This is a genomic window from Candidatus Poriferisodalis sp. (assembly GCF_965237655.1).
In the GTDB taxonomy this organism is placed as follows: Bacteria; Actinomycetota; Acidimicrobiia; order Acidimicrobiales; family Poriferisodalaceae; genus Poriferisodalis.
Genome location: NZ_CBDEGB010000002.1, coordinates 141,075 through 166,537 on the forward strand (window position 1 = coordinate 141,075; position 25,463 = coordinate 166,537).

Annotated in this window: 27 protein-coding genes and 1 pseudogene; 15 read left to right on the forward strand and 13 right to left on the reverse strand. The window is 66.4% G+C overall.

Annotated features, from left to right (window positions below; translation table 11 throughout):
- Nucleotides 1–15 precede the first annotated feature (15 nt).
- Together ACPXYO_RS08560 and ACPXYO_RS08565 are read left to right on the forward strand one after the other, a co-directional pair.
- Nucleotides 16–168, forward strand: a pseudogene (locus tag ACPXYO_RS08560) (topoisomerase DNA-binding C4 zinc finger domain-containing protein); the annotation flags it as partial.
- A 33-nt stretch (nucleotides 169–201) separates the two neighbouring features.
- Complete coding sequence (locus ACPXYO_RS08565; protein WP_423923929.1) at nucleotides 202–801, forward strand: HNH endonuclease; 600 nt, start codon at nucleotides 202–204, stop codon at nucleotides 799–801.
- A gap of 140 nt (nucleotides 802–941) precedes the next feature.
- Here the strand turns inward: ACPXYO_RS08565 and ACPXYO_RS08570 are convergent, their stop codons facing one another.
- Nucleotides 942–4,637 carry a DUF2339 domain-containing protein gene (locus ACPXYO_RS08570; RefSeq protein ID WP_423919014.1) on the reverse strand — a complete coding sequence of 1,232 codons (3,696 nt, stop codon included), beginning with the start codon at nucleotides 4,635–4,637 and terminating at the stop codon, nucleotides 942–944.
- 251 nt (nucleotides 4,638–4,888) lie between these two features.
- On the opposite strand from ACPXYO_RS08570, the gene ACPXYO_RS08575 reads away from it, so the two are divergent.
- The 3 genes from ACPXYO_RS08575 (at nucleotide 4,889) to ACPXYO_RS08585 (ending at nucleotide 7,849) form a co-directional block, all read left to right on the forward strand.
- A complete protein-coding gene (locus ACPXYO_RS08575; protein WP_423919016.1) occupies nucleotides 4,889–6,274 on the forward strand; it encodes a hypothetical protein in 1,386 nt (461 codons plus the stop codon).
- A gap of 134 nt (nucleotides 6,275–6,408) precedes the next feature.
- The gene (locus ACPXYO_RS08580) at nucleotides 6,409–6,999 is read left to right on the forward strand and encodes an ArsR family transcriptional regulator (RefSeq protein ID WP_423919019.1); all 591 of its coding nucleotides are present in this window, start codon (nucleotides 6,409–6,411) and stop codon (nucleotides 6,997–6,999) included.
- Nucleotides 7,000–7,366: 367 nt separating this feature from the next.
- Nucleotides 7,367–7,849 (forward strand): hypothetical protein, encoded by a 483-nt coding sequence (locus ACPXYO_RS08585; RefSeq protein ID WP_423919021.1) that lies wholly within the window; start codon nucleotides 7,367–7,369, stop codon nucleotides 7,847–7,849.
- A 234-nt stretch (nucleotides 7,850–8,083) separates the two neighbouring features.
- On the opposite strand, the gene ACPXYO_RS08590 is transcribed toward ACPXYO_RS08585, so the two are convergent.
- The 4 genes from ACPXYO_RS08590 to ACPXYO_RS08605 all read right to left on the reverse strand — a co-directional run bounded on the left by ACPXYO_RS08590 (nucleotide 8,084) and on the right by ACPXYO_RS08605 (nucleotide 9,457).
- A complete protein-coding gene (locus tag ACPXYO_RS08590) occupies nucleotides 8,084–8,383 on the reverse strand; it encodes an ABC transporter permease (protein ID WP_423919024.1) in 300 nt (99 codons plus the stop codon).
- A 5-nt stretch (nucleotides 8,384–8,388) separates the two neighbouring features.
- Nucleotides 8,389–8,514, reverse strand: a complete 126-nt coding sequence (locus ACPXYO_RS08595; RefSeq protein ID WP_423919027.1) for a hypothetical protein — start codon at nucleotides 8,512–8,514, stop codon at nucleotides 8,389–8,391.
- A 9-nt stretch (nucleotides 8,515–8,523) separates the two neighbouring features.
- Nucleotides 8,524–8,892, reverse strand: coding sequence for a hypothetical protein (locus ACPXYO_RS08600; RefSeq protein WP_423919030.1), 369 nt, complete (start codon nucleotides 8,890–8,892; stop codon nucleotides 8,524–8,526).
- Between the two features lie 229 nt (nucleotides 8,893–9,121).
- The gene (locus ACPXYO_RS08605; protein WP_423919033.1) at nucleotides 9,122–9,457 is read right to left on the reverse strand and encodes a hypothetical protein; all 336 of its coding nucleotides are present in this window, start codon (nucleotides 9,455–9,457) and stop codon (nucleotides 9,122–9,124) included.
- A 282-nt stretch (nucleotides 9,458–9,739) separates the two neighbouring features.
- Here ACPXYO_RS08605 and ACPXYO_RS08610 point away from each other — a divergent pair, with 282 nt between their 5' ends.
- Nucleotides 9,740–10,117: a transposase family protein gene (locus ACPXYO_RS08610; RefSeq protein WP_423919035.1), complete on the forward strand. Its 378-nt coding sequence runs from the start codon at nucleotides 9,740–9,742 to the stop codon at nucleotides 10,115–10,117.
- On the opposite strand, the gene ACPXYO_RS08615 is transcribed toward ACPXYO_RS08610, so the two are convergent.
- Nucleotides 10,024–11,256, reverse strand: coding sequence for a vWA domain-containing protein (locus tag ACPXYO_RS08615; RefSeq protein ID WP_423919038.1), 1,233 nt, complete (start codon nucleotides 11,254–11,256; stop codon nucleotides 10,024–10,026). The two genes, ACPXYO_RS08610 and ACPXYO_RS08615, sit on opposite strands and share 94 nt — an antisense overlap.
- 337 nt (nucleotides 11,257–11,593) lie before the next feature.
- Between ACPXYO_RS08615 and ACPXYO_RS08620 the strand changes: the two genes are divergently transcribed.
- On the forward strand, nucleotides 11,594–12,979 hold the full coding sequence (locus ACPXYO_RS08620; protein WP_423919040.1) for a hypothetical protein: 1,386 nt from the start codon (nucleotides 11,594–11,596) through the stop codon (nucleotides 12,977–12,979).
- Between the two features lie 10 nt (nucleotides 12,980–12,989).
- Here ACPXYO_RS08620 and ACPXYO_RS08625 read toward each other — a convergent pair whose 3' ends face one another.
- Together ACPXYO_RS08625 and ACPXYO_RS08630 are read right to left on the reverse strand one after the other, a co-directional pair.
- Complete coding sequence (locus ACPXYO_RS08625) at nucleotides 12,990–13,298, reverse strand: type II toxin-antitoxin system PemK/MazF family toxin (RefSeq protein WP_423919043.1); 309 nt, start codon at nucleotides 13,296–13,298, stop codon at nucleotides 12,990–12,992.
- On the reverse strand, nucleotides 13,295–13,552 hold the full coding sequence (locus tag ACPXYO_RS08630) for a ribbon-helix-helix domain-containing protein (RefSeq protein WP_423919046.1): 258 nt from the start codon (nucleotides 13,550–13,552) through the stop codon (nucleotides 13,295–13,297). Before ACPXYO_RS08630 ends, ACPXYO_RS08625 begins: the two co-directional genes overlap by 4 nt.
- Before the next feature lie 434 nt (nucleotides 13,553–13,986).
- Between ACPXYO_RS08630 and ACPXYO_RS08635 the strand changes: the two genes are divergently transcribed.
- Nucleotides 13,987–15,066, forward strand: a complete 1,080-nt coding sequence (locus tag ACPXYO_RS08635; protein WP_423919049.1) for a dienelactone hydrolase family protein — start codon at nucleotides 13,987–13,989, stop codon at nucleotides 15,064–15,066.
- Nucleotides 15,067–15,123: 57 nt separating this feature from the next.
- Complete coding sequence (locus ACPXYO_RS08640) at nucleotides 15,124–16,722, forward strand: HNH endonuclease signature motif containing protein (protein WP_423919052.1); 1,599 nt, start codon at nucleotides 15,124–15,126, stop codon at nucleotides 16,720–16,722.
- A gap of 308 nt (nucleotides 16,723–17,030) precedes the next feature.
- Here the strand turns inward: ACPXYO_RS08640 and ACPXYO_RS08645 are convergent, their stop codons facing one another.
- The gene (locus ACPXYO_RS08645; protein ID WP_423923792.1) at nucleotides 17,031–17,768 is read right to left on the reverse strand and encodes an SDR family oxidoreductase; all 738 of its coding nucleotides are present in this window, start codon (nucleotides 17,766–17,768) and stop codon (nucleotides 17,031–17,033) included.
- 102 nt (nucleotides 17,769–17,870) lie between these two features.
- On the opposite strand from ACPXYO_RS08645, the gene ACPXYO_RS08650 reads away from it, so the two are divergent.
- From ACPXYO_RS08650 to ACPXYO_RS08660, 3 genes are all read left to right on the forward strand, one after another.
- Nucleotides 17,871–19,403, forward strand: a complete 1,533-nt coding sequence (locus tag ACPXYO_RS08650) for a DUF3179 domain-containing (seleno)protein (RefSeq protein WP_423919054.1) — start codon at nucleotides 17,871–17,873, stop codon at nucleotides 19,401–19,403.
- Nucleotides 19,404–19,547: 144 nt separating this feature from the next.
- Nucleotides 19,548–19,670, forward strand: a complete 123-nt coding sequence (locus tag ACPXYO_RS08655) for a benzoate transporter (protein WP_423919056.1) — start codon at nucleotides 19,548–19,550, stop codon at nucleotides 19,668–19,670.
- Nucleotides 19,670–19,990 (forward strand): helix-turn-helix domain-containing protein, encoded by a 321-nt coding sequence (locus tag ACPXYO_RS08660; protein ID WP_423919059.1) that lies wholly within the window; start codon nucleotides 19,670–19,672, stop codon nucleotides 19,988–19,990. Before ACPXYO_RS08655 ends, ACPXYO_RS08660 begins: the two co-directional genes overlap by 1 nt.
- Before the next feature lie 61 nt (nucleotides 19,991–20,051).
- On the opposite strand, the gene ACPXYO_RS08665 is transcribed toward ACPXYO_RS08660, so the two are convergent.
- Nucleotides 20,052–20,726 (reverse strand): nucleoside/nucleotide kinase family protein, encoded by a 675-nt coding sequence (locus tag ACPXYO_RS08665; RefSeq protein WP_423919062.1) that lies wholly within the window; start codon nucleotides 20,724–20,726, stop codon nucleotides 20,052–20,054.
- Nucleotides 20,727–20,931: 205 nt separating this feature from the next.
- Nucleotides 20,932–21,090, reverse strand: a complete 159-nt coding sequence (locus ACPXYO_RS08670) for a hypothetical protein (protein WP_423919065.1) — start codon at nucleotides 21,088–21,090, stop codon at nucleotides 20,932–20,934.
- A 43-nt stretch (nucleotides 21,091–21,133) separates the two neighbouring features.
- Here ACPXYO_RS08670 and ACPXYO_RS08675 point away from each other — a divergent pair, with 43 nt between their 5' ends.
- The 3 genes from ACPXYO_RS08675 to ACPXYO_RS08685 all read left to right on the forward strand — a co-directional run bounded on the left by ACPXYO_RS08675 (nucleotide 21,134) and on the right by ACPXYO_RS08685 (nucleotide 23,762).
- Nucleotides 21,134–22,366 (forward strand): HNH endonuclease, encoded by a 1,233-nt coding sequence (locus tag ACPXYO_RS08675; RefSeq protein ID WP_423919068.1) that lies wholly within the window; start codon nucleotides 21,134–21,136, stop codon nucleotides 22,364–22,366.
- Between the two features lie 144 nt (nucleotides 22,367–22,510).
- Nucleotides 22,511–23,266 carry a 2-phosphosulfolactate phosphatase gene (locus tag ACPXYO_RS08680; RefSeq protein WP_423919071.1) on the forward strand — a complete coding sequence of 252 codons (756 nt, stop codon included), beginning with the start codon at nucleotides 22,511–22,513 and terminating at the stop codon, nucleotides 23,264–23,266.
- Between the two features lie 34 nt (nucleotides 23,267–23,300).
- The gene (locus tag ACPXYO_RS08685; protein WP_423919073.1) at nucleotides 23,301–23,762 is read left to right on the forward strand and encodes an NUDIX hydrolase; all 462 of its coding nucleotides are present in this window, start codon (nucleotides 23,301–23,303) and stop codon (nucleotides 23,760–23,762) included.
- A 122-nt stretch (nucleotides 23,763–23,884) separates the two neighbouring features.
- Here the strand turns inward: ACPXYO_RS08685 and ACPXYO_RS08690 are convergent, their stop codons facing one another.
- Entirely contained in the window at nucleotides 23,885–24,466 is a 582-nt protein-coding gene (locus tag ACPXYO_RS08690; protein WP_423919076.1) for an NADPH-dependent FMN reductase, read from the reverse strand.
- A 41-nt stretch (nucleotides 24,467–24,507) separates the two neighbouring features.
- Nucleotides 24,508–25,428: an alpha/beta fold hydrolase gene (locus ACPXYO_RS08695; RefSeq protein WP_423919078.1), complete on the reverse strand. Its 921-nt coding sequence runs from the start codon at nucleotides 25,426–25,428 to the stop codon at nucleotides 24,508–24,510.
- Nucleotides 25,429–25,463 lie beyond the last annotated feature (35 nt).

Here is a 25,463-nt window from a genome sequence, read left to right on the forward strand (position 1 = left end):
TATGATCCGCTGTTCGTGGAGCACACGTCGAACGAACCGTCGCCACGTCCTGCTGAGAATCCGCCTGACTGTCCGCGTTGCGGTTCGGGAATGGTCCTGCGCACCGCTCGACGGGGGGCGAATCAGGGGAACCAGTTCTGGGGATGTCCGACTTTCCCGAAGTGCCGCGGTGTCGTCCCAGTTGCAGGTCCGGAAGCGGTCGTGAGCGGTGCCGACGGTCGGTCGGGCCCCACTGCTGAGAGTCCTGATGACCTGTCGGAAGCTGCCGAAACGGATGCTGACGCTGAACCGGAGGCACCGGATGCGAACGGCAGCGGCAGCGGCAACGAACGACGCCGTTTGCGCGACAAGCTCGCCACGGCCGCCATCGGCACGGTCAAGACGGTCGACAAGATCCGGCGATCCATGCTGGAGTCCGAGGAACCGGACGCATCGGGCCGCTGGAGTCCGGCGCATCGCCGCAAGGTGCTTCGTTACGTCTACGAGCGAGACGGTCGTCGCTGCGGCGTGTGCGGCGCCGAGACACGCATCGAAGCCGCCCATGTCGAGCACATCGTCCCGAAGATCTTCGCCTTCTTCGACATCAGCAAGCCCGCCAAGGCGGTGCAGGGCACTCGGTACAAGAGCCTGCTGCACAAGCTCGACAACCTCCAGGCGTCCCACACCTACTGCAACAAGAACAAGGGCAACACGGCGGATGTGACCCGCTGGCGGCATCCGACCATGCCCCCGCTCGCAGTAGCGCTCGCCGATGACGGTGCCGAGTTCCGGGTACCGCAGGAGCCTGTCAAGAGCCGCTAGCGGGCGGCGCTCCGAGCGGATTGCGACGCCTGCTGCCGATATTCGCTCGTCGATATCAGCGGAACCAATATGGATGTCACCTACGACACCCACTGCGGCGAGCCGGGGGCCAGCGCACATGCCCCAGGAGAACCACCGGGTCACCGGGCTTCTTGACCCCTGTCAGCACCGCCCGTCAGCGAACTGCCCGGTGTTCGTGGCTCGTCGTCGGGTTCGTCAACCGGCTCCTCGTCCTTCCCCTGCGATGGCGGCACCGGAGCCAGATAGCCGACGATCAACAGAAGGAATCCGACGCCGATGAACGAGGCGGCTTTCGGCAGCGTTGCCAGGTTCGCCAGATCGATCAAGAACAACTTGACCACCACGACGCCCATCCACGACGCGCCGACGATCCAGACGCGCCGGTCGGCGGCTCTCACACCGACGACCATCGCAGCCAACGCGGTCGCAGCCCAAAGGATCGACACCGCAACCTGCAACTCAGTGGAGTACACGAGTGATATCAGCTCGAACGGCACGCCCGTCCAATGGTGGACAGACCGAGCGGCGGTCATCGTGAGAGCTGCCACGCCCGCTGCGCTCAGCGCCGGGAGCCACGGTGCCGCAGCCACGCGCAGCAAACTCTCCACTGCCGGCGTCAGGCCGTCCGAATCGGCGGACAGCTCCGCGACCATCTCTCTTTTCCACCGCAGCATTGCGAGAACCGCTGCCGTCGCAAAGATGTCGATCGGATTCAGAATTGGCACGAACGGCAGCGGGTCGACGTTTCCGTGGTGCCGCAGCACAGCAATGCCAGCGCCCGCCGCAGCAGTCCACGCAACCGGCGTGATGCCATACAGCAGACAGCTACGCCAGCCGTCGCCCACGAACCATGACGCGTGCGGGCGAGCAAGCAAGGAGGCCCCCAGCCACAGCAGGACCGCCGCCGCCGCCCCGTACTGCGGCCATTCCCCATCGGCGACCTGTGCCAATTGGCCGTAGACCTCAGCGGTCAAGAACACGCTCACGACGCAGTACAAGCCGCCGTAGAGACCGGCGGCCTTGAGTCTGTCCCCACCGGTGCGCAGGAACACTGCGTACGCCAAGATCATGAACGGCCATGCTGTCCAGCCCCAATCAGCAGACGGATAGCCCTTGCTGATCACAGCGATCGCCAAGGCCACGACGAGCGACGGCAGCATCAGCACACCGGCCCACTCGAGCTCATCCCACTTCAGCGCCCGACCAGCGACCACCACCGCTGAGATGGTGCCGATCACCAGCAGCGACAGCGCCCACAGCCGGTAGTCGTCGGTCAACACCCACAGCTGCGCCGCAGCGGCGAACAGCCACCAGCCGACGCCCCAGAGTAACGACAGCCACATCATCGGGACTCGGGCATCTTCGAGCGCAGACGCTGACCTGTAGATGATCACGGCACTCGCGATGCCGCAGGCGGCCAGCAGAACAGCAACTCCGAAGTACTGGTTCGCAAACGGGGTCGAATCTGCCCAGAAGCTCAAAGCAGATGAGCGATTCGCACTGGCCTCGGCCAAGCGCGCCTCGACCAATTGAACGGCATAGACCCCAGCAGCAGCAAATTGCAGCAGCGTGCCGAAAATCGCGCCGGACACCAATCGGCGCCGAGTGGCGAACCACACCAGCATTGCGCCTTCGACTGCCCACAGGGCCGACACAGCGAACGGCCCCGCCCGCAGCCACATCTCCGTTGACTCGGCGAACAAGAACCAGCCCCCGCCGAGAGCCAACGCCACGTACATGACCCAACGCCAAGCATCGTCACGCGGGCTGACGAACCGGAAGACAGCCGTGGCGCTTGCGAATGCGCAGATTGCCAGCAAGACGGTCACGGCGAAGTATTGATTGACGACAGGCAGCGAGTCCGCCCAGAACTCGAACGAGCCAGGCGACAGGTTGTCCGCATCGTCGGCCATCTTGAGTGCTGCCGCGATGGAAGCTATGACCTGCATGGCGATGCCGACAACAGCAACCGGCATCGAACGGCGCTTCGACGCCACCCACAACAGCGCAGCACCCTGTACTGCCCACAACCCGACAGCGGGCATCAGCCCAAGTCGCAGCCAGACAACGGCAGTCTCGGCGAACAGGAACCAGCCCCCGCCCCACACCAACGCCACGTTCTGCGGCCATGGGTGCCAATCTTCGAGATGCGACGAGCGGCGCAGAAACTCCGCGCTGGCGAGCCCGGAGGCAACGAGCATGACCGCACCGAGCGAGTACGGGTTGAGGACAGGCGTGGCCTCGGCCCAGAACCCGAAGACCGCGGGAGAGTCCCAGTCGGTCGAAGCGGCCGCAATCCGCAGCACATACGCGACAGCAGCGGCCGCCTGCAGGACAGCGCCGCCCACCAGCGCCAGCCGTGAGCCCCATCGTGCGCTGGCCCACACGAGCACCGCACCTTGCACAGCCCAGATGGCTGACGTGGCGGACGCGCCCAAGAACAGCGGAACAGCGGTAGCGCTGAACGCCACGGCGAGTGCCGTATAGGCGACCACGATCTGCTTGTCTGCGGGTCTCAGAGAGCGGGCGAGTTCGCGGAATGCAACGTGCGCCACGGCGAGCACGGCGCTGCTGATTGCCACGCCGTAGCGCATATGGCCGACCAGCAGCGCTTGCATTGCCAGCCCTGCGAACGGCGTGCAGAACACCAGCGGCGCGTTCCATGCGTCTTTGAAGCCGATGGGTTCGGGGCGTGAGGACGCAACCGGCGGCCAGACCAACGGGACGAGTGCGTACAACAGCACGAAGAACGCGACGAATGGCTGCAGTTGCACCCAGTCGCTGTCGTCCTGTCTCGCAAGCAGCCACAGCCCGGCCACGACGAACGTGAAGGCGTAACCCGACAGCACCAGTGTCGGCCACGCCTTCAGCCTGCTCACGGCGACCACGGCCACGCCGAGAACCGCGTAGAAGCCGAACACCTCGAAGTGGTCTTGGGGCCACGCAAAGGCCAGCAGAGGAGCGGAGAAGCCGCCGACGAGTCCCAGCATCGCCAGTGTCAGTGAGTTCTGGACCATGGCGAGCGCGCCGGCAGCAACGGTGATCAGGACGACAGCAGCGAGAGCCACCGGCGCGCCCAGCAGGTCGTACAAGGCGTACGAGGCGAGCGTCACCAAGTACAGGACAGCGATCCCGCCGCCCTGCAGGCTGAGGCCGTAGATGGGACGTTTCGTTCGTTGATGCCAGCCGAACGCCAGCAAGGCGAACCCGAACACGGCTGCCGCTGCGAGGCGCATCTCGATGGTGAGGTCCACCCAGCCGCGGACTGCTGCTTCCCGCAGCAGGAATCCCAGCCCGATCAGCGAGAGAATGATCCCGATCTTCACGGGGGAGTTGCCGGTCAGCAGCCAAGTGCGTGCACGGGCAACAGCAACGGTGACCCAGCTGGGCTCTGACGGTCTCGCGGGCCGACGAGGCGCTTGCGGTGGCCTTGCTGCGGGCACCGCCGGCCGGGGCACGGTGGCGGGCATTGGAGCGGGGCGCGGTGCAGGGCGCGGTGCAGGGCGTGGAGCGGGGCGCGGTGCAGCGCGTGGAGCAGGTCCTGGCTTCGGCGGTTCTGGTTCGGGCTCGGACAACTCGGGCGGCGGTTCCGCAGCCCCACGAGCCGTTTCTGGCTCATCCGTGGTCTTTGGAGGAGCAGGAGAGCGACGCAAGACATCGACAGTCCGCTCGAGCGCGTCCACGCGAGAGCGCATCTCACGAGCCTGAACGTCTCGTCCGATGAGGTAGCCGATGGCGGCTCCTATCGGGATGCCTGCTGGACCAGCGGCAAGGCCGATCAGCGCGCCGGCGAGTGCAAGTACAGCAGGAAGCATTGGGTGAGCCTTCGCGGATTCGAGAGATTGAGGGTCCCAGTAGCGGGGCTGGAAAGACCATTCCCAGCCTTGGTGTCAATGCCGCTGCGGGAGTCGAAGGCGTTGTTGACAACAACCCGACGGATAGCCATCGCAGATCGAGCCTAGACGCCGTGTGTAATTGCCCTCATGTCGGTGCGAGTCACCCGTCGCCGTCACCAAGACGGCTCGCATGCGTGGCTGCGGCGCGGCGTACGGGGCAGGATGATCCGATGACCGACGCTGCCACCAATCGCTTCGCCCCATCGGAACTCTCCGAGCCCGATGTCAGCGACGCGATCGCTCGCATCGCGGCTCGTGACCCCGAGCTGGCTCGTGGCGCAGCTGACGCCTATGAGTCGATGACCTGGGGCGAAGGACCCGGCGTGCTGCGCCAGGCTGCCGTGCAGGAATGGCTCTGGTACATCGTGCCGACGAAGTACATCACCGACGAGATCGGCTACATGGGCCAGCTGGCGCGCGCCGCGGCAGCGCTGTTCGACGAGATAGGGCTGTACGGATATGGGGCGATCTGCCAATCGTCGGAGACGGCGAGGGTGCATGCTGCGTTCGATCGCAGCGACAGCGAAGGGATCACCGCGTTGCGCCAGGCGATGCAACGATCAGGAATCGTCCCGCCTGATGTGGCCGACTTCGCGTGGAGCGACGTGATGGGGGCACAGGAGGCAGCAGCTCGCTCGGCGGTCGAAGACACCCTTGAGCGTGCGATATCGGCCGGGGAGTTCGTCGTGGGGGGCCGCGGTTGGCGGGCCAGCCAAGCGCAGGTCGTGGCTGCCGGCCTGGACGCCGACCATCCGGTGCTACCGGGCCAGTCGTGGCGGACAGCGGTCATCACCGAACGGCTCGAACAGTGGGTCGCTGCTGCACAGCGGCGGAGCGAGCAGTTGGGAACGGCCCGGGCAGCGGTGGCGAACCGGCTGCTGCACTCCGTCGAGCCGCCGAGCGGCGCCGCAGATGCGCTGCGCCCGGCAATGTGGCTGCTCGCGCAATTCGGCGAAGAGCAAGCCTTGACCGCAGCCGGCTACCTCACGCAGTCGTTCGTTCGGGCGGTACAGCACGAGCGGCCCTGGAGCTACTCCATCGAGCCGGACCGGCCGCCGCGGAGCGAGACCGACGACGTGGTGCTGCTCGAGCTCCGGGAATGGCTTCAACAAGCAGGCGCGCTGCGCAAGCGCAAGGGCACGCTGCACCGCACCGCCGCCGGAGCGGACATGGCGGTGGATCACTCGAAGGCGTGGGGCAGGCTCACGCGGCATCTCGTGCCGTCAGGCTGGGACGGCTTCGTGTGCGAGACGGCGCTTCTGCACCTGGTCGACAGCGCAGATGAGATGCTGCACGACGCGCTGTGCGCCCGTGTGGAATCGGCGGCCGCGGACATGGGCTGGTCAGCGACGAGCGGCGGAGAACCCCATGCGCCGTCGATCCACGATGTGTCGTGGGCGCTTGGGGGCATGTTCAGCGTGTGGCGAGTGTGCGGCCTGGTGACCGAACGCGATCAGTGGCCCAACCGGCGTCTCGTGCTGACCCCGACAGGTGTCACAGCGGCGCTCACGTATTTGCGCCATGTCGGGGCGGGTCCACGCGACTCGCTGTGGTGAGCGGACCAGCGGGCGGTGGCCCCGGAACGCTGGAGGCTGCCAGGAGGCTGTCCACGTGTGCCGACGCTGGCCGGTGTCACGGCCGACTGCCGGAAATCCGTTGATTCCATAATTCGGGATATATTTCCCTATATATGGAAAGAACACCTACGCCGAAGTTGCTCCCGCTGCTGCGGTCGCGCCAGCAGGGCGAGATTCTGGCTCGGCTGCTCGGCGATCCTGAACTTGAGGCCAGCGTCACGGACATTGCTGCGATGGTGGGCGTTCCGATCAGCTCGGCGCACCGCGAGATCGAACGGGCACAATCCGCCGGCATCGTCACGAGCCGCAAGATCGGCAACGTCCGACTCGTGCGAGCCAACACCGACAGCCCTTACTACCGAGGTCTTGCCGATGTGCTGGTGAAGGCATTCGGCCCCCCGCAGGTACTCGCAGAAGCGCTCGACGGCATCGACGGAATCGAGGCCGCGTACATCTACGGGTCGTGGGCAGCTCGCTGGTCTGGCGCCCAGGGCGACCGCCCTGTCGGCGACATCGACACCCTGGTTCTCGGCGCGCCGGATCGTGACTCGCTCAATGCGGCACTCTCCGGCGCCGAGGAGCAACTGGGACGGCCGGTGCAGGTCACCGTGCGCCCAGCCGAGTGGATCACCAACGGCACTGGCAGTTTCCACGCAACCGTTACCGGCCGGCCCTTGGTCCGAATCGACATCACTCAGAGGTGAATGGCCTCAGGTCATTCTGTTCGCTGATCCGTTGAGCGCCATCCACTGCAGCTTTGGCCTTCTCGATCGCCCACTGGGTGTCCTCCCCCTTCAGCGCCGCCTCAAGTCCAGCTAAGGGCGTAGGCCGCGATGACTGCTCTCAGAACGTGGGTAGGTACCCTCGCCGCCACTGCCCACTTCGAGGCGTCGTCGAGTCCTTTGCTGGCTGGCACCGACGCCTAGTAGTGGCGAGACATTCCGGTTTCAGTTGGTCGGTGGTGAGGTTGTGTCCTACAATGGTCGTGTACTTTTACATCGGCGCATAGGTCTTAGGCCGAACGCCACGTCCTACGGTCGCCTTCGGGCGGCCGTAGTTGCGTTCTGAGCCATGTGCGTCTGTTATGTCGACGAGTCCGGCGGGTTCGAAGCTCCGAACTCCGGTCCCCGAACGCCGCTCATGATTTTCGCCGGGCTGATTGTTGCGGCCTCAGCGATCAGGCCTCTCACGGCGGAATTCCTTGCTCTCAAGCGAACGTTCTACCCAGGCGAGGTGTTGCAGCATCTCGACTACGTGCTTGCGGAGGTCAAAGGATCGGAATTGCGGAGGGCTGTTCGTAGCGGGAGCCACCGGGAGCGGCGGCACGCGTTCGGTGTTCTCGACGGCGCTATGCGGCTGATCGAACATCACGACATCCGGATCGTCGGGCGCGTATGGGTAAAGGAGCCTGCGAAGGCACTTGAGCCTGACTCCACCTATACGTATGCCGTTCAGGACATTGCCCGGCATTTTGACCACTACCTCGGACACCAGAACACCAGTGGCCTCGTCATATGCGATGGACGAGACCATCGGCGGGCTAGTGGTCAGTGACAAACTCGGCCGGCGACCGTCGCAAGCCTTGTACGACGTCCCAGAGGGAACGCGGCAGTAGGGCATGATCTCGGCTTGAACAATCAGGCGTCGTCCCGGTGCGTGCAGCCCTCGGGTCAACGGATCCACGACATCGGGATATTCCCGTTGATGGGCGAAGGCCACAAGGTCAGGGTGTGACGGGGTCTGCCACATCGACAAGTCGCCGAAGGCACTCTCGCCTCACTCGGCGGGCTAGCTCTCTTTGGGCTGTTCGGCTCGGAACGTCCTCAGGGTCACGGCGGTGAACAGGATCGCGAACCCGAGCAGCATCCCCACGACTCGGCCGAACCCCTGCTCGCCGGTGAGCACGCTGCGGTAGGCGTCGATTGCCCAGTACACGGGGCTGCCTGGTGCGATGGCCTGCACCCAGCCCGGCAGGGCCGTCAGCTGTGCGATGGTTCCGCCGGCGCCCGCCACGGCCATGGTGCCGATCATCGAGGCGGCGTTGAGCTGCGACACGGTGCGGCACAGCGACGCCAGCGCGATCGCCAAGGCACCTACATCAGCGAACTGGCCGCTGCCGCCGCGAGGAGCCGGGCCGCGCCGCCTGGCACGTCGACGCCAAAGATGGCAATGCCGAGAGCCACCAGGATGAGCTGCTGGCACACGTTCACGGCGAGCATCGGGATGGCCTAGCCGGCCACGATCTCGAAGGGCCGGATCGGGGCGATGCGCAGCCGGTCCCAGGTGCCCCAGCCGTGCTCTCGGAAGAACCAGAACCCCGTCGACGCGGTCCCCATGAGCGCGAACAGCGAACCGAGAGAGGGGACCGTATGAGCCGGCCCGCCGTTGCTGAGATGGATGACCGTTGCCGTGTCGCCGTTGGCCGCGAGCAAGTCCCCCAGCGGGCCGGCCGCGACACGGTGGCCGTGGTCGAGGATCACGAGCGTGTCGCACGCTTCGGATGCTTCCTCGAGGTAATGGGTGCTGAAGATGACAGCGGTGCCTTGGGCTGCGAGCCTTCGGAGCCAGCCCGTCGATGGCGACCCGCCCGCCGTCACCCGAGACCGTTACGATGAGCGCACCCCACCGGGGCGCGTAACCCCGGTCCAACGGCCCCGGCTTCTGCCGGGGCTGTTGAGCGTTTGGGCACGGATCGCTGGCGTTGCCGTTGCGGGGGAAGTACGGCCACATCCGAAGTTGCGCTCACCGATGCCACTACGCCTCGGCGCCGGGATCGCGTCGGTAAGTCACCGTGTAGCCAGTCATCTCCATAGCTTGCCCGTCCTGTCAGGACGTGACGCCCTCTGCGAGCGCAAGGAGCAGATCGATCGCGCGTTGGTAGTCGCCGGCGGCAATGACGTCCAGCGGTTTTCGATAGTCGAGATCTACGGAGGGCGACCGCAGCCAGAGCCGCACGGCGTCGTCACGCATCACCCTGCGAGCGAGATCAACCACAGCGCGCAGCTCGAGCAACCGCTCCTCGGCCTCACGGCGGGGAGTCGTCTCCTGCGTTCGCCAGCGAGCGACGCTGCGAGGGTTGGTCCCACTCACCCGAGCAAGGTCGGCAGTGTCCACGACAGCGCCGTCGCACAGGCGCTCGACGAGTTCCGCGATTGCAGTCATTGGTTGATGTCGCCCCTTCGTACTTTCGGGCCCTTCGTCTTTTGTTGGGATGAGGGTGGGTTGAGGGTCCGCTTGTCGGCGAGGCCCTGCTGGGAATGTCGCCGAACCCTGGAGGGCCTCGATGAAGCGTGATGTTATGTCAGCGGTTGTGGCTGCCGCGTGTCGAGGTGCTGGGGGTGGTGGTCGACGCGCCTGAGCGGCTGGTGGTGCGGGTGCGCTCGACGGTGCGCCGCCCGTGTTGCCCTGATTTCGGTCTGCGAGGTCTGCGGCGGCCGGCGGTTCATGGAGGACCACCCGGCGTTCGAGGGCCGTGTCACGGCGCGTCTGGCGCGCCGGCTGGTCAAAGACGCCCGTGCGATGACGGTCAGCTCGGCGGCCCGCCGTCATGGAGTGGGCTGGAAGCTGGTCAACGCGCTGGTGGTCGCCTATGCAGGTCTGGTCGGCGACCGCCGGCGCCGGCAAAGGTGTCGGGTGCTGCTGGTGGAGGCTGGCGGTGCTGAGGCGCCGGGCTCCAGTCCAGGCGCATCACCGCTGATGCCCGCAGTGGCCGTCTTCGCCGTTGCGACTCAGCCGTTGCCGACGACGGTTGTCAGGTCTGCGATTTCTTCGGCAATCGTGCGCACGATCAGGTCGTCGAGCGACAGCGACAGGTTCTCGTAGTCCTCTTCGGTGATGTCACTTGATGCGCCTGTTGCGCGGCCGGCCGCCCCGTAGGTGAGGAACACATAGCGCCCGCCGGTGAACTGTGCGAGCTGACGGAACACGAACTCTGCTTGGTCGTCAGTGCCCGATGACGACACCGGGAAGATCTTGATGCCGCGACCGGCAGCGTCGATCATCGATTCGTTGTACGGCACACGAACTTGACGGCCGATCTGCGGCGGGGCGTCTGCCACAAGGAACACCAACTGCACCGTGCCCGAAGCAGGGCGCCACGACGGGAGCGCCAATGCTTCCTCGAGCGCCTCATCGAGCGCTTCGGGGTAGTCGCCGCCACCATCGGCGACGACTTCGCCGAGCGCGTCCGCGAAGTCATCGACATAGTCCGTGAAGTCGAACGTGGCCGTGACGAACGAATCCTCGAGATCGCGGTACAGGGTCATGCCCATGCGGGTGTGGACATCGCCGGGCAATCCAGCAATCCGTTGAGCCACTTCTTGGATCGTCGCCTTGAGCTGGTCGATTTCATCGCTCATGGAGCCGGTCGCGTCGAGCAGGAACAGCACATCGAGGGCGACTGCGTCCTCTGCGCCCACGGTCGCCAAGTCGGTGTCCAGCAACAGTTCGCTGTCTCGCTCGGCTTCGGCGCTCACATTGCCTGCTGCAACGGTGAACGGGCCGTCGCCCGCGCCATACGCCTCCGCGTGAAATCTCACTGAGCCGTCTGCCGTGGTGAGCAGAGTGGCCGCTCCGCCTTGCCAGCCGACGTGCACCTCGGTGCCCGCAACAGGCAGACCGAGCCCTCCCGACACGGTGATGACGACACGTCCACTCGGATCGACGTCCCGGACCTGAATCCCCCACTGCAGCAACTGCTCGCGGTAGTCGAGATAGTCGCCGAAGTGCTCGTTGTCGTCGACTGAGCCGCCGGTGAGCTGCGACTGCCCATCACCAGAGTCGTATGCATCGTCTGCTGCGGTCTCGGCCACAGCCATCGCAGCGCGTTCGTCCACGCTGGCGCTGGCCCAGTCAGGTTCCCCATCGAGCCAGGCAGTGTCGGCGTCGGAGGTGCTGCACCCCAGAGCCAGCAGGGCGACCACGGAGAGTACGGCCAAGATCTTGATCGGCGGGATGTTCATGTGAGCACAGACCTCATGCAACCTTGGCCGGTTCCTGCCGGCTCAGCATCGTGGGAAATTCGCAACCCGACCGCAACTTCGCCGTCACAGCGGGGACCCGCAGGTCAGGAACGTCCGAGGTTTGATAGCTCATTCCTGTCAACCGATAGTGGGGATAAGGTGTCCTCGACAACCCCGAGGGGTCGCTCTGTGAGCGGCTTCCGGGGTTCAGTCGTTTTGGGTGACGCACATCGTTCGCTGAGGGTCCGGGCAGTCGTGGGCCGACGTTGACTTCCCGTGCGGTCGTGGCAGCGGCAGCGTTCGCGCTGGGGATGCGCGGAGTTGGCAGGATGGACAGGTGACAGATTCGGCCCGCAACCGCATCGCTCCGACGGAGCTTTCTGAGCAGGACGTCGTTGACGCGGTCTCCCGCATCGCGGCACGTGACCCCGACCTGGCCCGCTCTGCCGGCGATGTGTACGAGTCGTTGACCTGGGGCGAGGGGCCCGGCGTGTTAAGTCAGGCCGGGTTGCAGCATTGGCTGTGGTATGTCGTGCCGACGAAGTACATCACCGACGAGATCGGCTACATGGGCCGGCTGGCGGCGGCGGCAGCGGCGTTGTTCGACGAGTTGGGGCTGCACGCATATGCGGCGATCTGCCGGTCGCCCGAGACAGCAGCCGTCCATGCCGCCTACGACCGCAGCGACAGCGAGGGAATTTCGGCGTTGCGTAAGGCGATGCAGCGCTCGGGGATCGATCCGCCCGACCTGGCCGATTTCGGGTGGAGCCCGGTGATGGGGCCCGAGGAGGCCACGGCACGCTCGGCGGTGCAGGATGCGCTCGAACGGGCGATTGCGGCCGGGGAACTCGCCGTGGGCGGCCGCGGCTGGCGGGCAGCCCAAGCCACCGTCGCTACGGCAGCCTTGGACGGCGACCATCCGGACCTGCCGGGCCAGTCGTGGCGAACCGCTGTGATCACCGAGCGGCTTGAGAGGTGGATCGCCGCCGTGTCGGGGCGCAGCGAGCAGTTGGCCGCGATGCGAGCGAGGGTGGCGAATCGTCTGCTGCATCGGGTCGACCCGCCGGTCGATGCACAGGAATCGCTTGGCCCGGTGCTGTGGCTGCTCGAACGGCTCGGTGACGAACAGACACTGACCCAGGCTGGCTATCTCAAGCCGGCGTTTGTGCAGTCCGTGCAGCGCGACCGGCCTTGGACGTACCGCTACGAGCTGGATCGACCGCCGCGCACAGAGACCGACGATGCGGTGCTGTTTCGCCTTCGACGGTGGCTGCAGCGCGCCGGTGCATTGCAGAAGCGCAAGACGTCGCTGCGCAGGACCGCTGCAGGAACACAGATGACCGCGGACTGGCGACGGGCGTGGGACCGGCTCACCCGGCATCTCGTGCCGCCGGGCTGGGAAGGCTTCGTCGCCGAGACGGCGGTACTCCATTTGATCGACCGCGGCAGCGGGCTGTCTCACGATGAGCTGACCACCTCGGTGGCCGCGGTGGCGGTGGACATGAGTTGGGCATCCACTGTCGGCGGGGTGCGAGAGATGCCGTCGGCGATGGAGGTGTCGTGGGTGTTGAGCGAGTCGCTCAGCGCGTGGACGGCGTGTGACTTGGTCGTCGAGAGCGGTGACTGGCGGGACCGGCGCCTCGCGCTGACCGAGGTCGGCGTCGCGGCGGCGCTGACCTACCTGCGGCACGTCGGGGCGGGTCCTCGCGACTCGCCGTGGTAGGCGGAGCCGCTCAGCAGTCGGCCATGGCGGTCAGGGCTGCGCACATCTCAGATCGTCGATGGACCAGGGCGCAGACTCGCTCCGCCAGGTGCGACTTGAGCACGACTCGGAGGTTGTCGAACGAGGCTGCGCACGCAAAGGGGAGACCGTCGTCGGTGTCGAGCGGCATCTCGGTCGGGATGCCACGGACGGTGCGCGTGATCGGAGCGACCACGACCTTGTTGAGCACGGGGATCGCTTCGTTGCGAGTGACCACGAGCACAGGACGGCGTTCTTGTTCGCTCTCGGCCCACCAGACGTCGCATTGGGATGGCGTCACCACGTCTCCCAAGGTTCCTCGGAGATCATCGAACGCGTGCTGTGTTCGGCCCAGCGCAACTCTTCGGGCGTCTCGGGGACGCGCCGGTAGGCCTCCGCTATGGCCTCGCCTTCACGACGACGGCGTCGTTCGTCGATCATCGCCTCCAATGCACGTCTCACCGCATCCGAACGCGAGGCTGCTTCGCCGCTGCTGACGATCTCGTCGACTTGTGCGAGCAAACTGTCGTCGATCCGCGTCACCAGTTGTGTCATGCAAAAAGTATACGTTCATGCATTGCGCCCGATTGGGGCCCATCATGCGCGAGCGCCTCGGGACGTCGACGTGCTCCTGATCGGCGGTGCACCCGCCAGCCGCGTCAACGACTTCGCAACACACACTTAGCCGGCGAGTCGCTCCAGAATCCGGCGGTGGCGTTCCATTGAGGCCACAAGGCGCTCTTGAAATTCCTCATGGGCGCGACGACTCTCGATGTCGCTCGCCCTGGAGTTCCGCTCTGTCTCGGACACGCTGATGCGAGCTGCCGATGCACTGGACTGTGCGCTCGCCCCTCGACACTGACGAGCTGAGAGACAAGTACCTTGCAGCCCTGCGAACCGCTGACGGCGGCGATGTCGCTGATTTGCTGAGCTTCGCCCGGAGCTAGATGCGACTTCGAGGTGCCTCAGGCACAGGAGGAGGGGACGCTGTGACCGATGATGACGCTGCCGGTGACGACGCCGTCTACGACGACTTCTATGACGACGATTACTGCCTGCCCAACGGTCTGGCCGGCGAGGCGCTGGCGATTCCGTCGGCGAATCCCAAGAACTTCTTTCAGGCGATATCCGACACCGACGCAATGCCCCGCCAGAACCTGTGGGCGAAGCTCTTTCTGCCCGACGGGCCCGGTCAGCGGGGTCGGTCCGGTCGGTCTGGTAAATCCGGTCGGTCCGGTCAGCCCGGTCAGCCCGGGCGGTCCGATCAAGTCGACGAGCCCGGTCCATACCCGGTCGTGATCATTGCCCCGGGCAGCCTCGGGCTCCAAGAGCACCACCTGGCATACGCAGCCGAGCTCACCGACACCGCAATCGCAGCATGCGCCATCGACCCCTTCGGCAACCGTGGCGTCGTCAGCACCGTCGAGAATCAAGCCCAGTATTCGTTCGCGGCCAGCGCCTGGGATGTGCTCGCGACGGCTGAGCTGCTTGCGGCCCGGCCCGAAATCGACGCGGCGCGGGTGGGTGCGCAAGGCCATAGCCGGGGCGGCTCGGCGGTGCTGAACGCCGCTTCGGTGCACCTTGCGGCGCCTTCGGGTGCGCCGAAGCTCGTCGGGGTGTACGCCGCCTATCCCTGGTCGGGACACCAGTTTGTTGATCCCGCCGTCGGCGCCACTCGGGTCCGGGCGATCATCGGGGATCTCGATGACTGGTGCTCTCCGACCCAGGTACAGGCCCATATCCAGGCCATGCGGGTGGCCGGTGGCGATGCGACCGTGCGGATCGTGGCGGACGCCCGCCACAGCTTCGACCGCACAACTCCGCTCGAGCACATGCCCGACGCCGCCGTGGCACCTGCAGCGCCCACGCTCTACATCAATGATGACGGCGCCTTCATCCTCCCGACGTCCGACGAGCCAGATCCCGAACTGGTCGATCTCGACGGCTTCCTCTACGCCTTCAATGCGGGGTACGCCGTGCGGGGCGCCCATATCGGCGGGAGCCCCGAGCTCGCGCCGTTGTTCGTCGAGGACATGATGACGTTCTGGACCCGAGTGATGGGAGTTTGAGGCTGGCGCAGGGCTGGGGACGAACGCTTGTCACACCCCCCTTCTACGGTGCTTGCTATGTCCTCGAGCACCCGAGAGCTCCCGGTTGGCAGCCAGCGGTCGTCGCGCCGGCCGGTCGTGAGTGTGTGCCTGTCGGAGCTGCGTGCAGGATTGGCGCAGCGCTGCGAGACCGGCGAGGTGCGTGACTCGGTGGATGCGGTGGTGGGGCCGCTGCTGCAGGGTCCGCTGGTCGGCACCGAGGCGGTGCGCGCTACCGATGACGGGGATCTGGTGTGGTCCGCGCAGCAGGTCCAGCGTGCGCTCAATGCGCTCGAAGGCGCCCGCAGCGCGCTCGCGGCCGAGGCAGCGCGGCGCCGGCTGCATGTGCGCCGAGGGGAAGCATCAGTGGCCGAGACGCTGGCCAGCGCGACGGCGTTGAGCGGCGCAGCGGCGCGCCGTGTCGAACGCGACGCAGTGTCGCTGCAGGACCGCCCGCAGGTGGCTGATGCATTGGCGTGCGGGGAGATCAACGCTGATCAGGCCGCCGTGGTCGCCAGGGCGGAGGTACCCGAAGAAGTGCGCGGCGAGCTGTGCGCCGGCGCCAAGTTCGACCCGCTCACCGGGGATCGGATCAATCGTCGCTGGGTACGGATGATCCAGCGGAACTGGCGCAGTGACAAAGACCTGCCCAAGTCTCAGCGACGCAGTGTCGCCCATCGAGCTGCCGATGCGCTCGCCCACCTGCTCACCGCTGACAGCCCACAAGGTGCAAGCACCCTGATCGGCGGTGACTCAAGAGACGCAGATCCAATAGGCGCAGCCGCCCCAGGCGAAGGCTCGACAGACGGATCCGCGACCGGCAGCGCCGGCGACGCCGTCTCCAGCGACGGATCGGCGACCGGCAGCGCCGGCGACGCCGTCTCCAGCGACGGCTCGATGGACGGATCGGCGACCGACGGCGCGACTGCCAGCACAGGCACAGCCGGCGATCCGAAGACGAACACGAACGCCGGCAGCGAGCACTGGGTTGTGCCCAGCTCGACGCAGATGATCGTGCTCACCACCCTCGACAACCTCCGCAATGGCACGTCTGGCGCAGCACCCGTGCACCGCACCGGCCAGCAGGCGGTGCGCGATACGCCAGGCGCGATTGAGACATCCGAATCCGCCGGACTCGTCCTGCCCCCCGAATCCGACGCCTGGGCTACGGCGTGCACTCCCGTACCGCCATTGCTGCGGGCACCAGGTGTCAGTGGGGTCACCGAGACCGGTACCGAGCTGAGCGCCGCCGAGTTGCGCACCTTGGCATGCGATACCAGCGTCGTGCCCGTCGTTATGGGTGGCGCCAGCGAAGTGCTTGACGTCGGACGGGCCACGCGCATCATCCCACCGGCGATCCGGCGGGCGCTGATCGCACGCGATCAAGGTTGCGTGTGGCCGGGCTGCGAGCGAGCCCCCATCGGATGCGACGGCCACCACATCCAGCACTGGATCGACGACGGGCCCACCAGCCTGGCCAACCTTGCGCTGCTCTGCCACAGCCACCACCACCGACTCCACGAGCACAACCTGATGCTGCACCCCCCACCGGGACCAGCCCCACCCGGCACTGGATGGACCGTCACACCAGCGCCACCCCGCACACCCGCCCGGCCCAGCACCAAGCAGATCTGCTGAACCGAAGTGGATCACCGCGAGTCGCGAGATGCACACCGCCTGACCCGGTGCACCTCCCCGGCCCGGCACGCCCCCTTGGCTCCGCAGACGCGCCCGACCCGGTGCACCTCCCCGGCCCGGCGCACCGCCCGCCTCAGCACGCGTCAGATCTGCTGAACCGGGGTTTGCTGAACCGGGGCCGACCGACACGAGAAGCGAGACACGCACCGCCCGACCCGGTGCAAAACCGTGTCTGTGCCGACGATCTTGTCGAGGCGTAAGGACACACGACCCGCGTTGCGCGACAAGGACGCTGCGGCAACTCCCGGTCAGACGGTGCGGAGCGTTTCGGTGTTGCCGTCCACGCTGAGGACTTGACCTGAGACGTAGAGGGCTGCGTCCGAGAGCAGCCATGCGCAGGCTTCGCCAATGTCTGTGTCGGTGACGAGCGTGCGCATCGACACCTGGGCGGTGTAGCCAGCTCTGATCGCTTCGGCGGTGGCGCCGGTGGCCGCTGCTTCCCGCTCGATGACGCCATCCATGCGCGGGCCGTCGACGGTGCCGGGGCAGACAGCGTTGACTCGGATGTGACGCCCGCCGAGCTCCATCGCCCAGGTCTTGGTCAGGCCGACCACCGCCCACTTCGAGGCGGCATAGGGGCTGCGCAGCGGGTATCCGAAGATCCCCGCCGTGGAGACGATGTTGACGATCGAGCCCCCGTCGCCCAACAGCGACACCGCCGCGGCGGTGCACCGGAAGGTGCTGCCGACGTTGACACGCACGCAGTGATCGAACTCCGCCGGGTCGAGATCTTCCACCTGGCCCGTCGGGCCTGCGATGCCGACGTTGTTGACCAGCCCGTCGATGCCGCCCATCTTGGCGACGGCGGCTTCGAACAGCCGGGCCACGTCGGCCTCGTCGGCGACGTCGTAGTGCCCGTCGACGGCAGTATCGGGATCGATGTCGGCGCCGAACACCACGGCGCCATATCGGCGGGCCGTGGCCGCAATGGCTGCGCCGATGCCTGCGCCGGCCCCGGTCACAACGATTCGCTTGCCTTCCAACATGAGCGGCACGCTACGAGCCTGCGGGGATCCGCCTCGACGGCCGGAGTTTGTGGTGAGCAGGGGCGAGGCATCTACAGCCTCACCGCGTCATAGGGTGGCCGCGTGCGGTTCCGCTTCTTCGCCCCGCTGGTCGGAGCCGCACTGCTGGCCGCAGCATGTGCCGGCAACGACACGACCACACCGACATCGGCCATGACGCCGACGTCGGTGGCTGGGGCGGCCGAGGAACCGGTCCAGGAAGCGGCCCCGGCCACCACTTCGGCTGGCATATCGACGTCGGAGGCTGGATCGAGCCAGGATGCCGTGCTGTTGGACCCGCGGGAGACCGGATCGCTGCGCAACCACCTCGGGTACGCGTTCCCGCTCCCACCGGAGGTGCCGACGGGCCCGATCGCACAGACCGCAGTCGACGACCTCGAGTTCATCTGGTCCGGCTTTCAGACCGAAGTCAATTTCAGCGGCCTCACCGTCGCCAGACTCGCCCAGTCGGGCGATCCGAGACTGGCCTGGATTCTCTCGGACCTGCTCAGGTTCTTCCCCCGTGGCGACATCGCGGACGGGGCCGTCTCGGCCTTCCAGTCGCTGACGGGAGCGAGGCTGGCCGACGACCCCGTGGCCGCCCGGAGCCCGTGGCAGTCCGTGACCGATCACCTGCTCGCCTGGGATCTCCCCGCCTTCGACGGCTACGACGAATACAAGGAGCGGCTGTTCACGCTGGTCGAGCCGGGCTGGCAGCCGTTCTTCGATGATGCCGACGCCGACATCGACTGGCGCATCGTGAGCTGGGGCGGGGTGCTGATCGACAACCGTCAACTCGGCGACGCCCGCCCGTGTCCGCGGGGCTGCATCCCGGCCCTCGATGACCCTGCGGTCACCGACGCCTCCGCAGGCTCGTGGTACCCCGACGACGGCATCGTGTTCGCCGTCGTCATCGGCGATGAGACCCGGGCGTACCCCCGCCACATCATGGAAATCCACGAGATGGTCAACGACACGCTCGGCGGGCGCCGCATCGGCATGCCGTACTGCACGCTGTGCGGTTCGGCGCAGGCGTACCTGACCGATGCGGTTCCCGATGGCGTAGCAGTGCCCGTCTTGCGGACATCGGGGCTGCTGTCACGGTCGAACAAGGTCATGTACGACCTCGTCACCAAGTCGGTGTTCAACACGTTCACCGGCCGGGCGGTCTCGGGGCCGCTTCGTGAGCAGGGCATCGAGTTGCCTCAGGCCACCGTCGTCACCACCACCTGGGGCAAGTGGAAGGTCGCCCATCCTGACACGACGATCGTGGCCCGAGACGGGGGGACCGGCCGCCAGTATCCGTTCAACCCGCTGGGCGGCCGCGACGACCACGGGCCCATCTTCCCGGTCGGCGACGTCGACGGTCGCCGCAGTGTCCACGACCAGGTCTTCGGCGTGGTCCTCGACGACGGCACTCCCGTTGCATTTCCCGTCGCCGCAGCGATGGCTGCGCTCGAAGCCGGCGGGACCGTGGAACTCGGCAGTGTCACGCTGCACCTCGACGGAGGCGGGCTGCGGGCGGTCGATGCTGCCGGTGCGGAGATTGAAGGTCACCAGTCGTTCTGGTTCGCCTGGAGCCAATTCATGGCCGACACGCTCCTGTGGGAGCCCTAGGCCACGGTTCGAACCCGGAACCCACAGCCCGCGACACCCTGGGTCAGACCCGGGTCCGACTGCCGACCCGAACATCATGGCTGTATGCGCTGAGCAGACCGCTGCCGCCACACAGCATCAGTCTGACTGATATTAGCTAGACTGATGCAGGCTTGGGAAGTTGAGTTCACAGACCAGTTCGGTGACTGGTACTACCACTACACGACCATCGCTGACGATCTCTACGACACCCACCTAGACGAACTGCGAGCGGAAGGACTCATCTGATGCCGGGCACCAAGAAGTTCAGCGAGCTGCGCGACGAAGCACGGCGCGATCCCGAACGGTCACGGCGGATCGATGCGGCCAAGCAGCGCGCCGTGGAGGAGATTGCGTCCTATCACCTCGCCGAGCTTCGCCGGGCTCTCGGGGTGACACAGGCAGAACTGGCCGAGATGGTTGGCAAATCCCAGTCAGCGATCTCTCAGATCGAACACGGCGAGATCGGCCTGTCGCTCGCGCTGCTCAAGTCGATCGTCGGCCAACTCGGAGGGGAGGTTGAGATCACGGCCGTAATTGACAACCGTCGCATCCTGATCGAGGCCTGATTCGGAGGTGGCCATTCGGGTTGACCCCGGCGCAGCCGCCGAGCTCGTTGCGCTGAGCCGCCTATTGGTCCATCTGGACGACGAAGCTGGCCCTCGGCTTGGTCGTCTCCACGAGTTCAGCGTTCTTCTCGTCAGAGCTGTGCACAAACGACTTGGCCGCCTGCGGAGCCTTCCCGAATTGCACATGACGATCGATGAGGCGCCACCGCCGGATCGCATCGTCGAGCTCCACGTAGCCACACAGCTTGAGGAGATCGCTCAACTGTGCCCACGGCTGGCTTGCGAGCAGGAGGTAGTTGCCTTCGACGATGACCAAGCCATCAGTTGGGAAGATCGGTATGGCCCCGGCAATGGGTTCGCCGACATTGTGGTCGTACCGGGGGGCATATACGACTGAGTCGTCCGCTGGCCGAGCGATTCGCTGCACGAGCTTCACGAATCCCCAGGCATCGAACGTCTCGGGGGAGCCCTTTCTGCCCACGAGGCCGTTCTGTTCGATGATGTCTTGGGCGAGATGGAATCCGTCCATGGGCACCACAGGCGGAGCGGGAGAAATCGACTGTGCGAGATACGTCGCCAGCGTCGACTTTCCCGCACCAGGTGGACCAGTGATCCCGACGACACACCTTCGTCCCGTTGCTCGGAGCCTGTCAGAGAGTTGCGCAAACTCGGCGGGAGTTACTCGCCGGTCGTCGCATCCCGTGACGTCATCGTTGGACTTGGATCGACGCATCATTCCCTACCGCGTTCTGGCTGCAGCTCAGCGGCATCTTCGCGGGCTCCAAGAACGAGAACGAGGACATCGTTCTTTTCGACCACGAGAGCGTGACACAACCTGATGAGCTCTTGATCATCGCCCCCTTAGTTCTGCTTCTAGCTCACTGCGTGGGCAGCGTGTGGAGCGCGGCCATGGCGGCGGCGGTTGGGGCGTGGGGGTCTCGCTAGGCGACGTGGCCGTCGGGTCGGATCAGCACGGCGCCTCTTCGGACGATGCCGTGGGCGTCGGCCAGCCGGTCGTCTGGGTCTTCGAGGTCGACGCCGAGTTGCAGCGACCGCAGCATCGGGTCGGTGGTGGTAGCGGTTTCTTGATGTATCAGCATGTTTCAAATGTTTTTGTAACACCCCACCTTTACTGTCCCGGGCATGGAAACGACCAGTGGGACGGACCGGGTGTGCGTGGCTGCGGCGGACGTGGCCCCGTTGTCCGACGAGGGGCTGCGAGCCCGTCTGGGAGTGATCGGTCGGGCGGAGTCCGCGTTGGCGGTCATGAAGGCCGCTGTGCTGGGCGAGATTGCTCGCCGTGAAGATGCCGGGTGCGCCGAGCGGGCCGCCCGTGATCTGCTCGGTGCGCCACGGCGAGATGCCAGGCGAGACGTGGAGCTCGGGGTGCAGCTGCGCGACCTGGAGGTGGTGCAGCGGGCGTTGGATGAGGGGGAGATTCCGGTGGCGCATGCACGGCTGATCGCCCGTGCCGCCGCCGAGGGGCCGATCGACGAGCAGGTGCTGGCCGACGCCGCACGCTGGCAGAGCTACGAGCGGTTCGCACGTACGGTGCGGCGCCACCAGGCCGACCTCAGCGCTGATGACGGCAAGTCGCTGCTGGATCACCAACGCGAGAGGCGCTCGGGGCGAGTGTTCACCAGTCCTGACGATGGCATGTTGGTGCTGCGCGCCGAGTTCGACCCGATCACGGGTGCGCAGCTCGCCTCAGCGATCTCCGCCAAGGAACGTGAACTGTGGCGGGACGAGGACCCCGCGGCGCGGCCCAGCCCGCAGCAGCGCACCGCCGACGCCATCGCCAAGCTGATCCTGGAGTCAAACGGCAAGCGGCCTTCGGGTACCGCGCTGCTGATTGTTGCCGACTACGACGTGGTGCAGGGCGAGCTCACCCGTGCCCGCCTTGGCGACGGAACCCCCATTCCCATCGACGAACTCGTCAAGATGGCGTGCGACGCCGACATCCTGCCCGCAGTGTTCCGGGCCGCGACCGGCGACATGCGCCTGGGCCGGACGCGACGCACTGCAAGCGATGCTCAACGGGCCGCGCTCGCATATCGAGACCAGGGTTGTGTGGGCTGCAGCAAGTCGCCCGACTACTGCGAAGCGCACCACATCGTCCCGTGGAAGGCCGGAGGACGCACCAATCTGGACAACCTGGTGCTGGTCTGCCACCGGTGTCACCACCACATACATGACGACGGCTGGATCGTCCGTCGCAACCGGACGACAGGGCACTACGAGCTGCGAGCCGCGGCGGTTGCCCGTACAAGACGCCGCGGCCCGCCAGGAGCCGACGTCACCCGCCCGCCATCACGCGGAGCCGACGTCACCCGCCCGCCATCACGCGGAGACGACACCACTCGCTACGCCGCATGAGCCGGCGACTCCCGGGCGAGCGCAATGCCGCATAAGGCACTTGAGGCTGACACGGGTCCCGCATCGGCGGTCGTATCGTGCTCACGGCTGCTCACGGCCCCTCAGCCATCGCGGCCCGGGCGTGACTGAGCAATGGTGAGGCGCATGGTCGAGGTCCATCTGGAGTGGGGGCCTCGTGCGGTCGACGTGTTCGGAGACTGGGCCGACGTTGTTGTCGTGGTCGACGTGCTGAGCTTCAGCACAGCGGTGGACGTGGCGGTGTCGCGTGATGCGGCGGTTGTGCCGTGCGCAGTTGACCGTGCGGAAGCGGAACGACTGGGTGCGCAGCTCGGGGCCCATGTGGCCGTGCCCCGTCGCAAGACATCGCCGGTCCGGCCGTACTCGCTGTCGCCCGTATCGCTCGCCTCGCTGCCGGCGAACTCGACCGTGGTGCTGCCATCGCCGAACGGCGCGGCGTTGATCGCTCGACTCGTCTGGACCGACCTCACCGTCGTGGCGGGATGTCTGCGCAACGCGGCTGCCGTCGGCGCTCATGTGGCGAGGATCGGATCGCGGGTGGGTGTGCTCGCTGCGGGGGAGCGGTGGCCGCACGATGACAGCTTGCGGCCAGCGTTCGAGGATTTCGTCGGTGCTGGTGCCGTCATCGCCTCCATTGCCGGAGCTCGCCGGACGCCTGAGGCCGAGACGGCAGCGGCAGCCTTCACTGACGCTGCGGATGATCTGGACCGGCGCCTGTCGGAGTGTGTCTCTGGACGCGAGCTCACTGAGCGGGGCTACGACATTGACGTCACCTGGGCCGCGGCGGTCGACGTCAGCCAGACTGTGCCTCTGCTCGTCGACGGCAAGTACGTCTCAGCGTCGCCAGTTGGGTCGGCAGCGGTACCGGCTAGGTCGACATGAACTCGGTGGGCGCGAAGGAGTCTGATGCACCCCGATGCGCAGAACCGGTCAGCCCATCGCGCTCTACGGCGGCGTGAGCGCAGTGGAACCGATGGAAGCTGATACTCCGACCGAAGAGCACTGGCCGGTCTCGGTCAAGGGCGTGCTCAGCTGGAATGGCCGGGCTGTCGTGCTGAGGAACGACCGGGGCGAGTGGGAGCTGCCTGGCGGTCGCCTCGAGGCCTCCGATGATAGCCCACAAGATGCGCTTCGACGCGAGATCGGCGAAGAACTCGGGGTCGATGCCGAGATCGGCTCGCTGGTCGATTCTTGGATCTACGACGTGGAGGGCAAGCGAGTCCTGATCCTCACCTACGCATGCGAAGCCACCCAACCCGAGGTGCTGAGCCACAGCGACGAGCACACCGATGTCGGGCTGCTCACAGCCGCCGAGTTCTCCGACGCCCCCATCCCCAGCGGCTACCTCAGGTCCCTCGAAAGGGCCCTAGGCGACTGAACTCGACAGCCTGCGGCGGGAGGCGTTCTCGGCGGAGGATGGCGACACCGTCGATACGCCCGACTCCGCCTGCACAGCCCGGCTCGTCACCGTGGGCTCAAGCCGCACAGCCGCTGCCGCGGTCATGCGGCCGCTGAGTCTCCGGCGACCTTGGACAGCGTGGCGAGGGCGTCTTGCAACTGGGCATCGAGGTCGGCGTTGGTGAGAGTCCCCGCCGTCGTGTCGAAGTTCTGGTCGAACTTGGGAATCGACAGGCTGGCCAGTACCTCGTTGCCGAAGTACTGGGCGAGGTGGGCTGCGGACCGCAGCACGAAGCGGCCCCCGCCACCACCGGGAGAAGTGGAGAGCATCACGATCGGTTTGTCGTGGTACACGCGCATGTTGATCCGTGACGCCCAGTCGAAAATGTTCTTGTAGGCGACCGTGTAGGAGCCGTTGTGCTCCGCGAACGAGATCAGCAGCGCGTCGGCGGCGCCGATCGTGTCGTAGAAGTCGTGGGCCGGCTGGGGGATCCCATCAGCGTTCTGGCGGTCAATGCTGTAGATCGGTATCTCGAAGTCGTTCAAGTCGATCATGCGGACCTCCACCTCGCTGGCCGGGACGCCCTCGACCAGCCCATCAGTGAGCAAGCGGATGGCGTAGTCGACGAGCTGCCGGTTGATCGACTGGCTGCTGTTGGAGGCGGCGAAAGCCAGGAGGTTCATGTCAGGAGCTTCATGTCGTCATGTCCCGGTTCAGGTCGATCTCACCGACGTGGGCTGGCGTGAGCAGTGTGGCTGATGATGGCGTCGATGATGATCGGCCACAGCGGTTTCGGCAGGTCGTGGCCCATGTCGCCGACCAGCAGCAGGTTGGCGCCCGGCACAAGTTCGGCGGTGCGCTCACCGCCATTGGGCATGATCAACGGATCCTCACGTCCGTGGATCACCAGCGTCGGCACCGCCAGATTGCGAAGCCCCTCGGCCCGGTGCCCCGATCCCCGGACGGCCGCCATCTGCCGGTCGAGGCCCTCGGGATAGAACATGCGGTCGTAGGAGTCGGCCAGCAACTTGGCGGCAAGATCCGGGTCGAAGTAGCGACGGCTGGCGCTGATCTTGCGCGAGGCGACGCCGGCGGCGATGAACTCGTCGCGATCAGTCGGCCACGGTGCCATGAGCGCTGCGGCAGCCTCCGGCGACGCCTCGAAGTACCCGGGCTCACCCGTGGTCGACATGATCGAGGTCATCGTCAGCACCCGCTCGGGATGATCGATGGCCATCTGCTGGACGATCATCCCGCCCATTGACGAACCGGCAATGTGCGCTGCGGGGATTCCCAGGTGATCGAGCAGCCCCACCGCGTCGTCGCCGAACGTCGACAGCGTGTACGGAATGGGCGGCATTGCTGTGCCCGCCGCGGCTGCGGTGGCCACCGCTGCGAGGTCCACTTCGACCCCGTCGAGATGCGTCGACTGGCCGACGTCCCGATTGTCGAAGCTCACGACGAATCGCCCCCGCTCGGCGAGCTGCTCCCGGAACCCCTCGAACCACGCGATGATCTGCGACGAGTACCCGTTCACCAGCAGAAGCGCCGGGTCGGCTGGGTTGCCGTGGGTCTCGTAGTACAGCCTGATCTCGGTGTCGTCCTGATCTGTCCCTGCGAACTGGTTGACGGACGCAAAGGGCATGGTGGTCTCCTGCTGGCTGCCGGGGCGACGGCGAA

Bases quoted from the DNA above. Each gene is read 5' to 3' on its own strand.
- ACPXYO_RS08570 (WP_423919014.1), bottom strand. From the start codon at position 4,637: ATGCTTCCTGCTGTACTTGCACTCGCCGGCGCGCTGATCGGCCTTGCC.
- ACPXYO_RS08575 (WP_423919016.1), top strand. From the start codon at position 4,889: ATGACCGACGCTGCCACCAATCGCTTCGCCCCATCGGAACTCTCCGAG.
- ACPXYO_RS08580 (WP_423919019.1), top strand. From the start codon at position 6,409: ATGGAAAGAACACCTACGCCGAAGTTGCTCCCGCTGCTGCGGTCGCGC.
- ACPXYO_RS08585 (WP_423919021.1), top strand. From the start codon at position 7,367: ATGTGCGTCTGTTATGTCGACGAGTCCGGCGGGTTCGAAGCTCCGAAC.
- ACPXYO_RS08595 (WP_423919027.1), bottom strand. From the start codon at position 8,514: ATGCTCGCCGTGAACGTGTGCCAGCAGCTCATCCTGGTGGCTCTCGGC.
- ACPXYO_RS08605 (WP_423919033.1), bottom strand. From the start codon at position 9,457: ATGACTGCAATCGCGGAACTCGTCGAGCGCCTGTGCGACGGCGCTGTC.
- ACPXYO_RS08610 (WP_423919035.1), top strand. From the start codon at position 9,740: ATGGAGGACCACCCGGCGTTCGAGGGCCGTGTCACGGCGCGTCTGGCG.
- ACPXYO_RS08615 (WP_423919038.1), bottom strand. From the start codon at position 11,256: ATGAACATCCCGCCGATCAAGATCTTGGCCGTACTCTCCGTGGTCGCC.
- ACPXYO_RS08630 (WP_423919046.1), bottom strand. From the start codon at position 13,552: ATGACACAACTGGTGACGCGGATCGACGACAGTTTGCTCGCACAAGTC.
- ACPXYO_RS08640 (WP_423919052.1), top strand. From the start codon at position 15,124: ATGTCCTCGAGCACCCGAGAGCTCCCGGTTGGCAGCCAGCGGTCGTCG.
- ACPXYO_RS08645 (WP_423923792.1), bottom strand. From the start codon at position 17,768: ATGTTGGAAGGCAAGCGAATCGTTGTGACCGGGGCCGGCGCAGGCATC.
- ACPXYO_RS08655 (WP_423919056.1), top strand. From the start codon at position 19,548: ATGCAGGCTTGGGAAGTTGAGTTCACAGACCAGTTCGGTGACTGGTAC.
- ACPXYO_RS08660 (WP_423919059.1), top strand. From the start codon at position 19,670: ATGCCGGGCACCAAGAAGTTCAGCGAGCTGCGCGACGAAGCACGGCGC.
- ACPXYO_RS08665 (WP_423919062.1), bottom strand. From the start codon at position 20,726: ATGATGCGTCGATCCAAGTCCAACGATGACGTCACGGGATGCGACGAC.
- ACPXYO_RS08670 (WP_423919065.1), bottom strand. From the start codon at position 21,090: ATGCTGATACATCAAGAAACCGCTACCACCACCGACCCGATGCTGCGG.
- ACPXYO_RS08675 (WP_423919068.1), top strand. From the start codon at position 21,134: ATGGAAACGACCAGTGGGACGGACCGGGTGTGCGTGGCTGCGGCGGAC.
- ACPXYO_RS08680 (WP_423919071.1), top strand. From the start codon at position 22,511: ATGGTCGAGGTCCATCTGGAGTGGGGGCCTCGTGCGGTCGACGTGTTC.
- ACPXYO_RS08685 (WP_423919073.1), top strand. From the start codon at position 23,301: ATGCGCAGAACCGGTCAGCCCATCGCGCTCTACGGCGGCGTGAGCGCA.
- ACPXYO_RS08690 (WP_423919076.1), bottom strand. From the start codon at position 24,466: ATGAACCTCCTGGCTTTCGCCGCCTCCAACAGCAGCCAGTCGATCAAC.
- ACPXYO_RS08695 (WP_423919078.1), bottom strand. From the start codon at position 25,428: ATGCCCTTTGCGTCCGTCAACCAGTTCGCAGGGACAGATCAGGACGAC.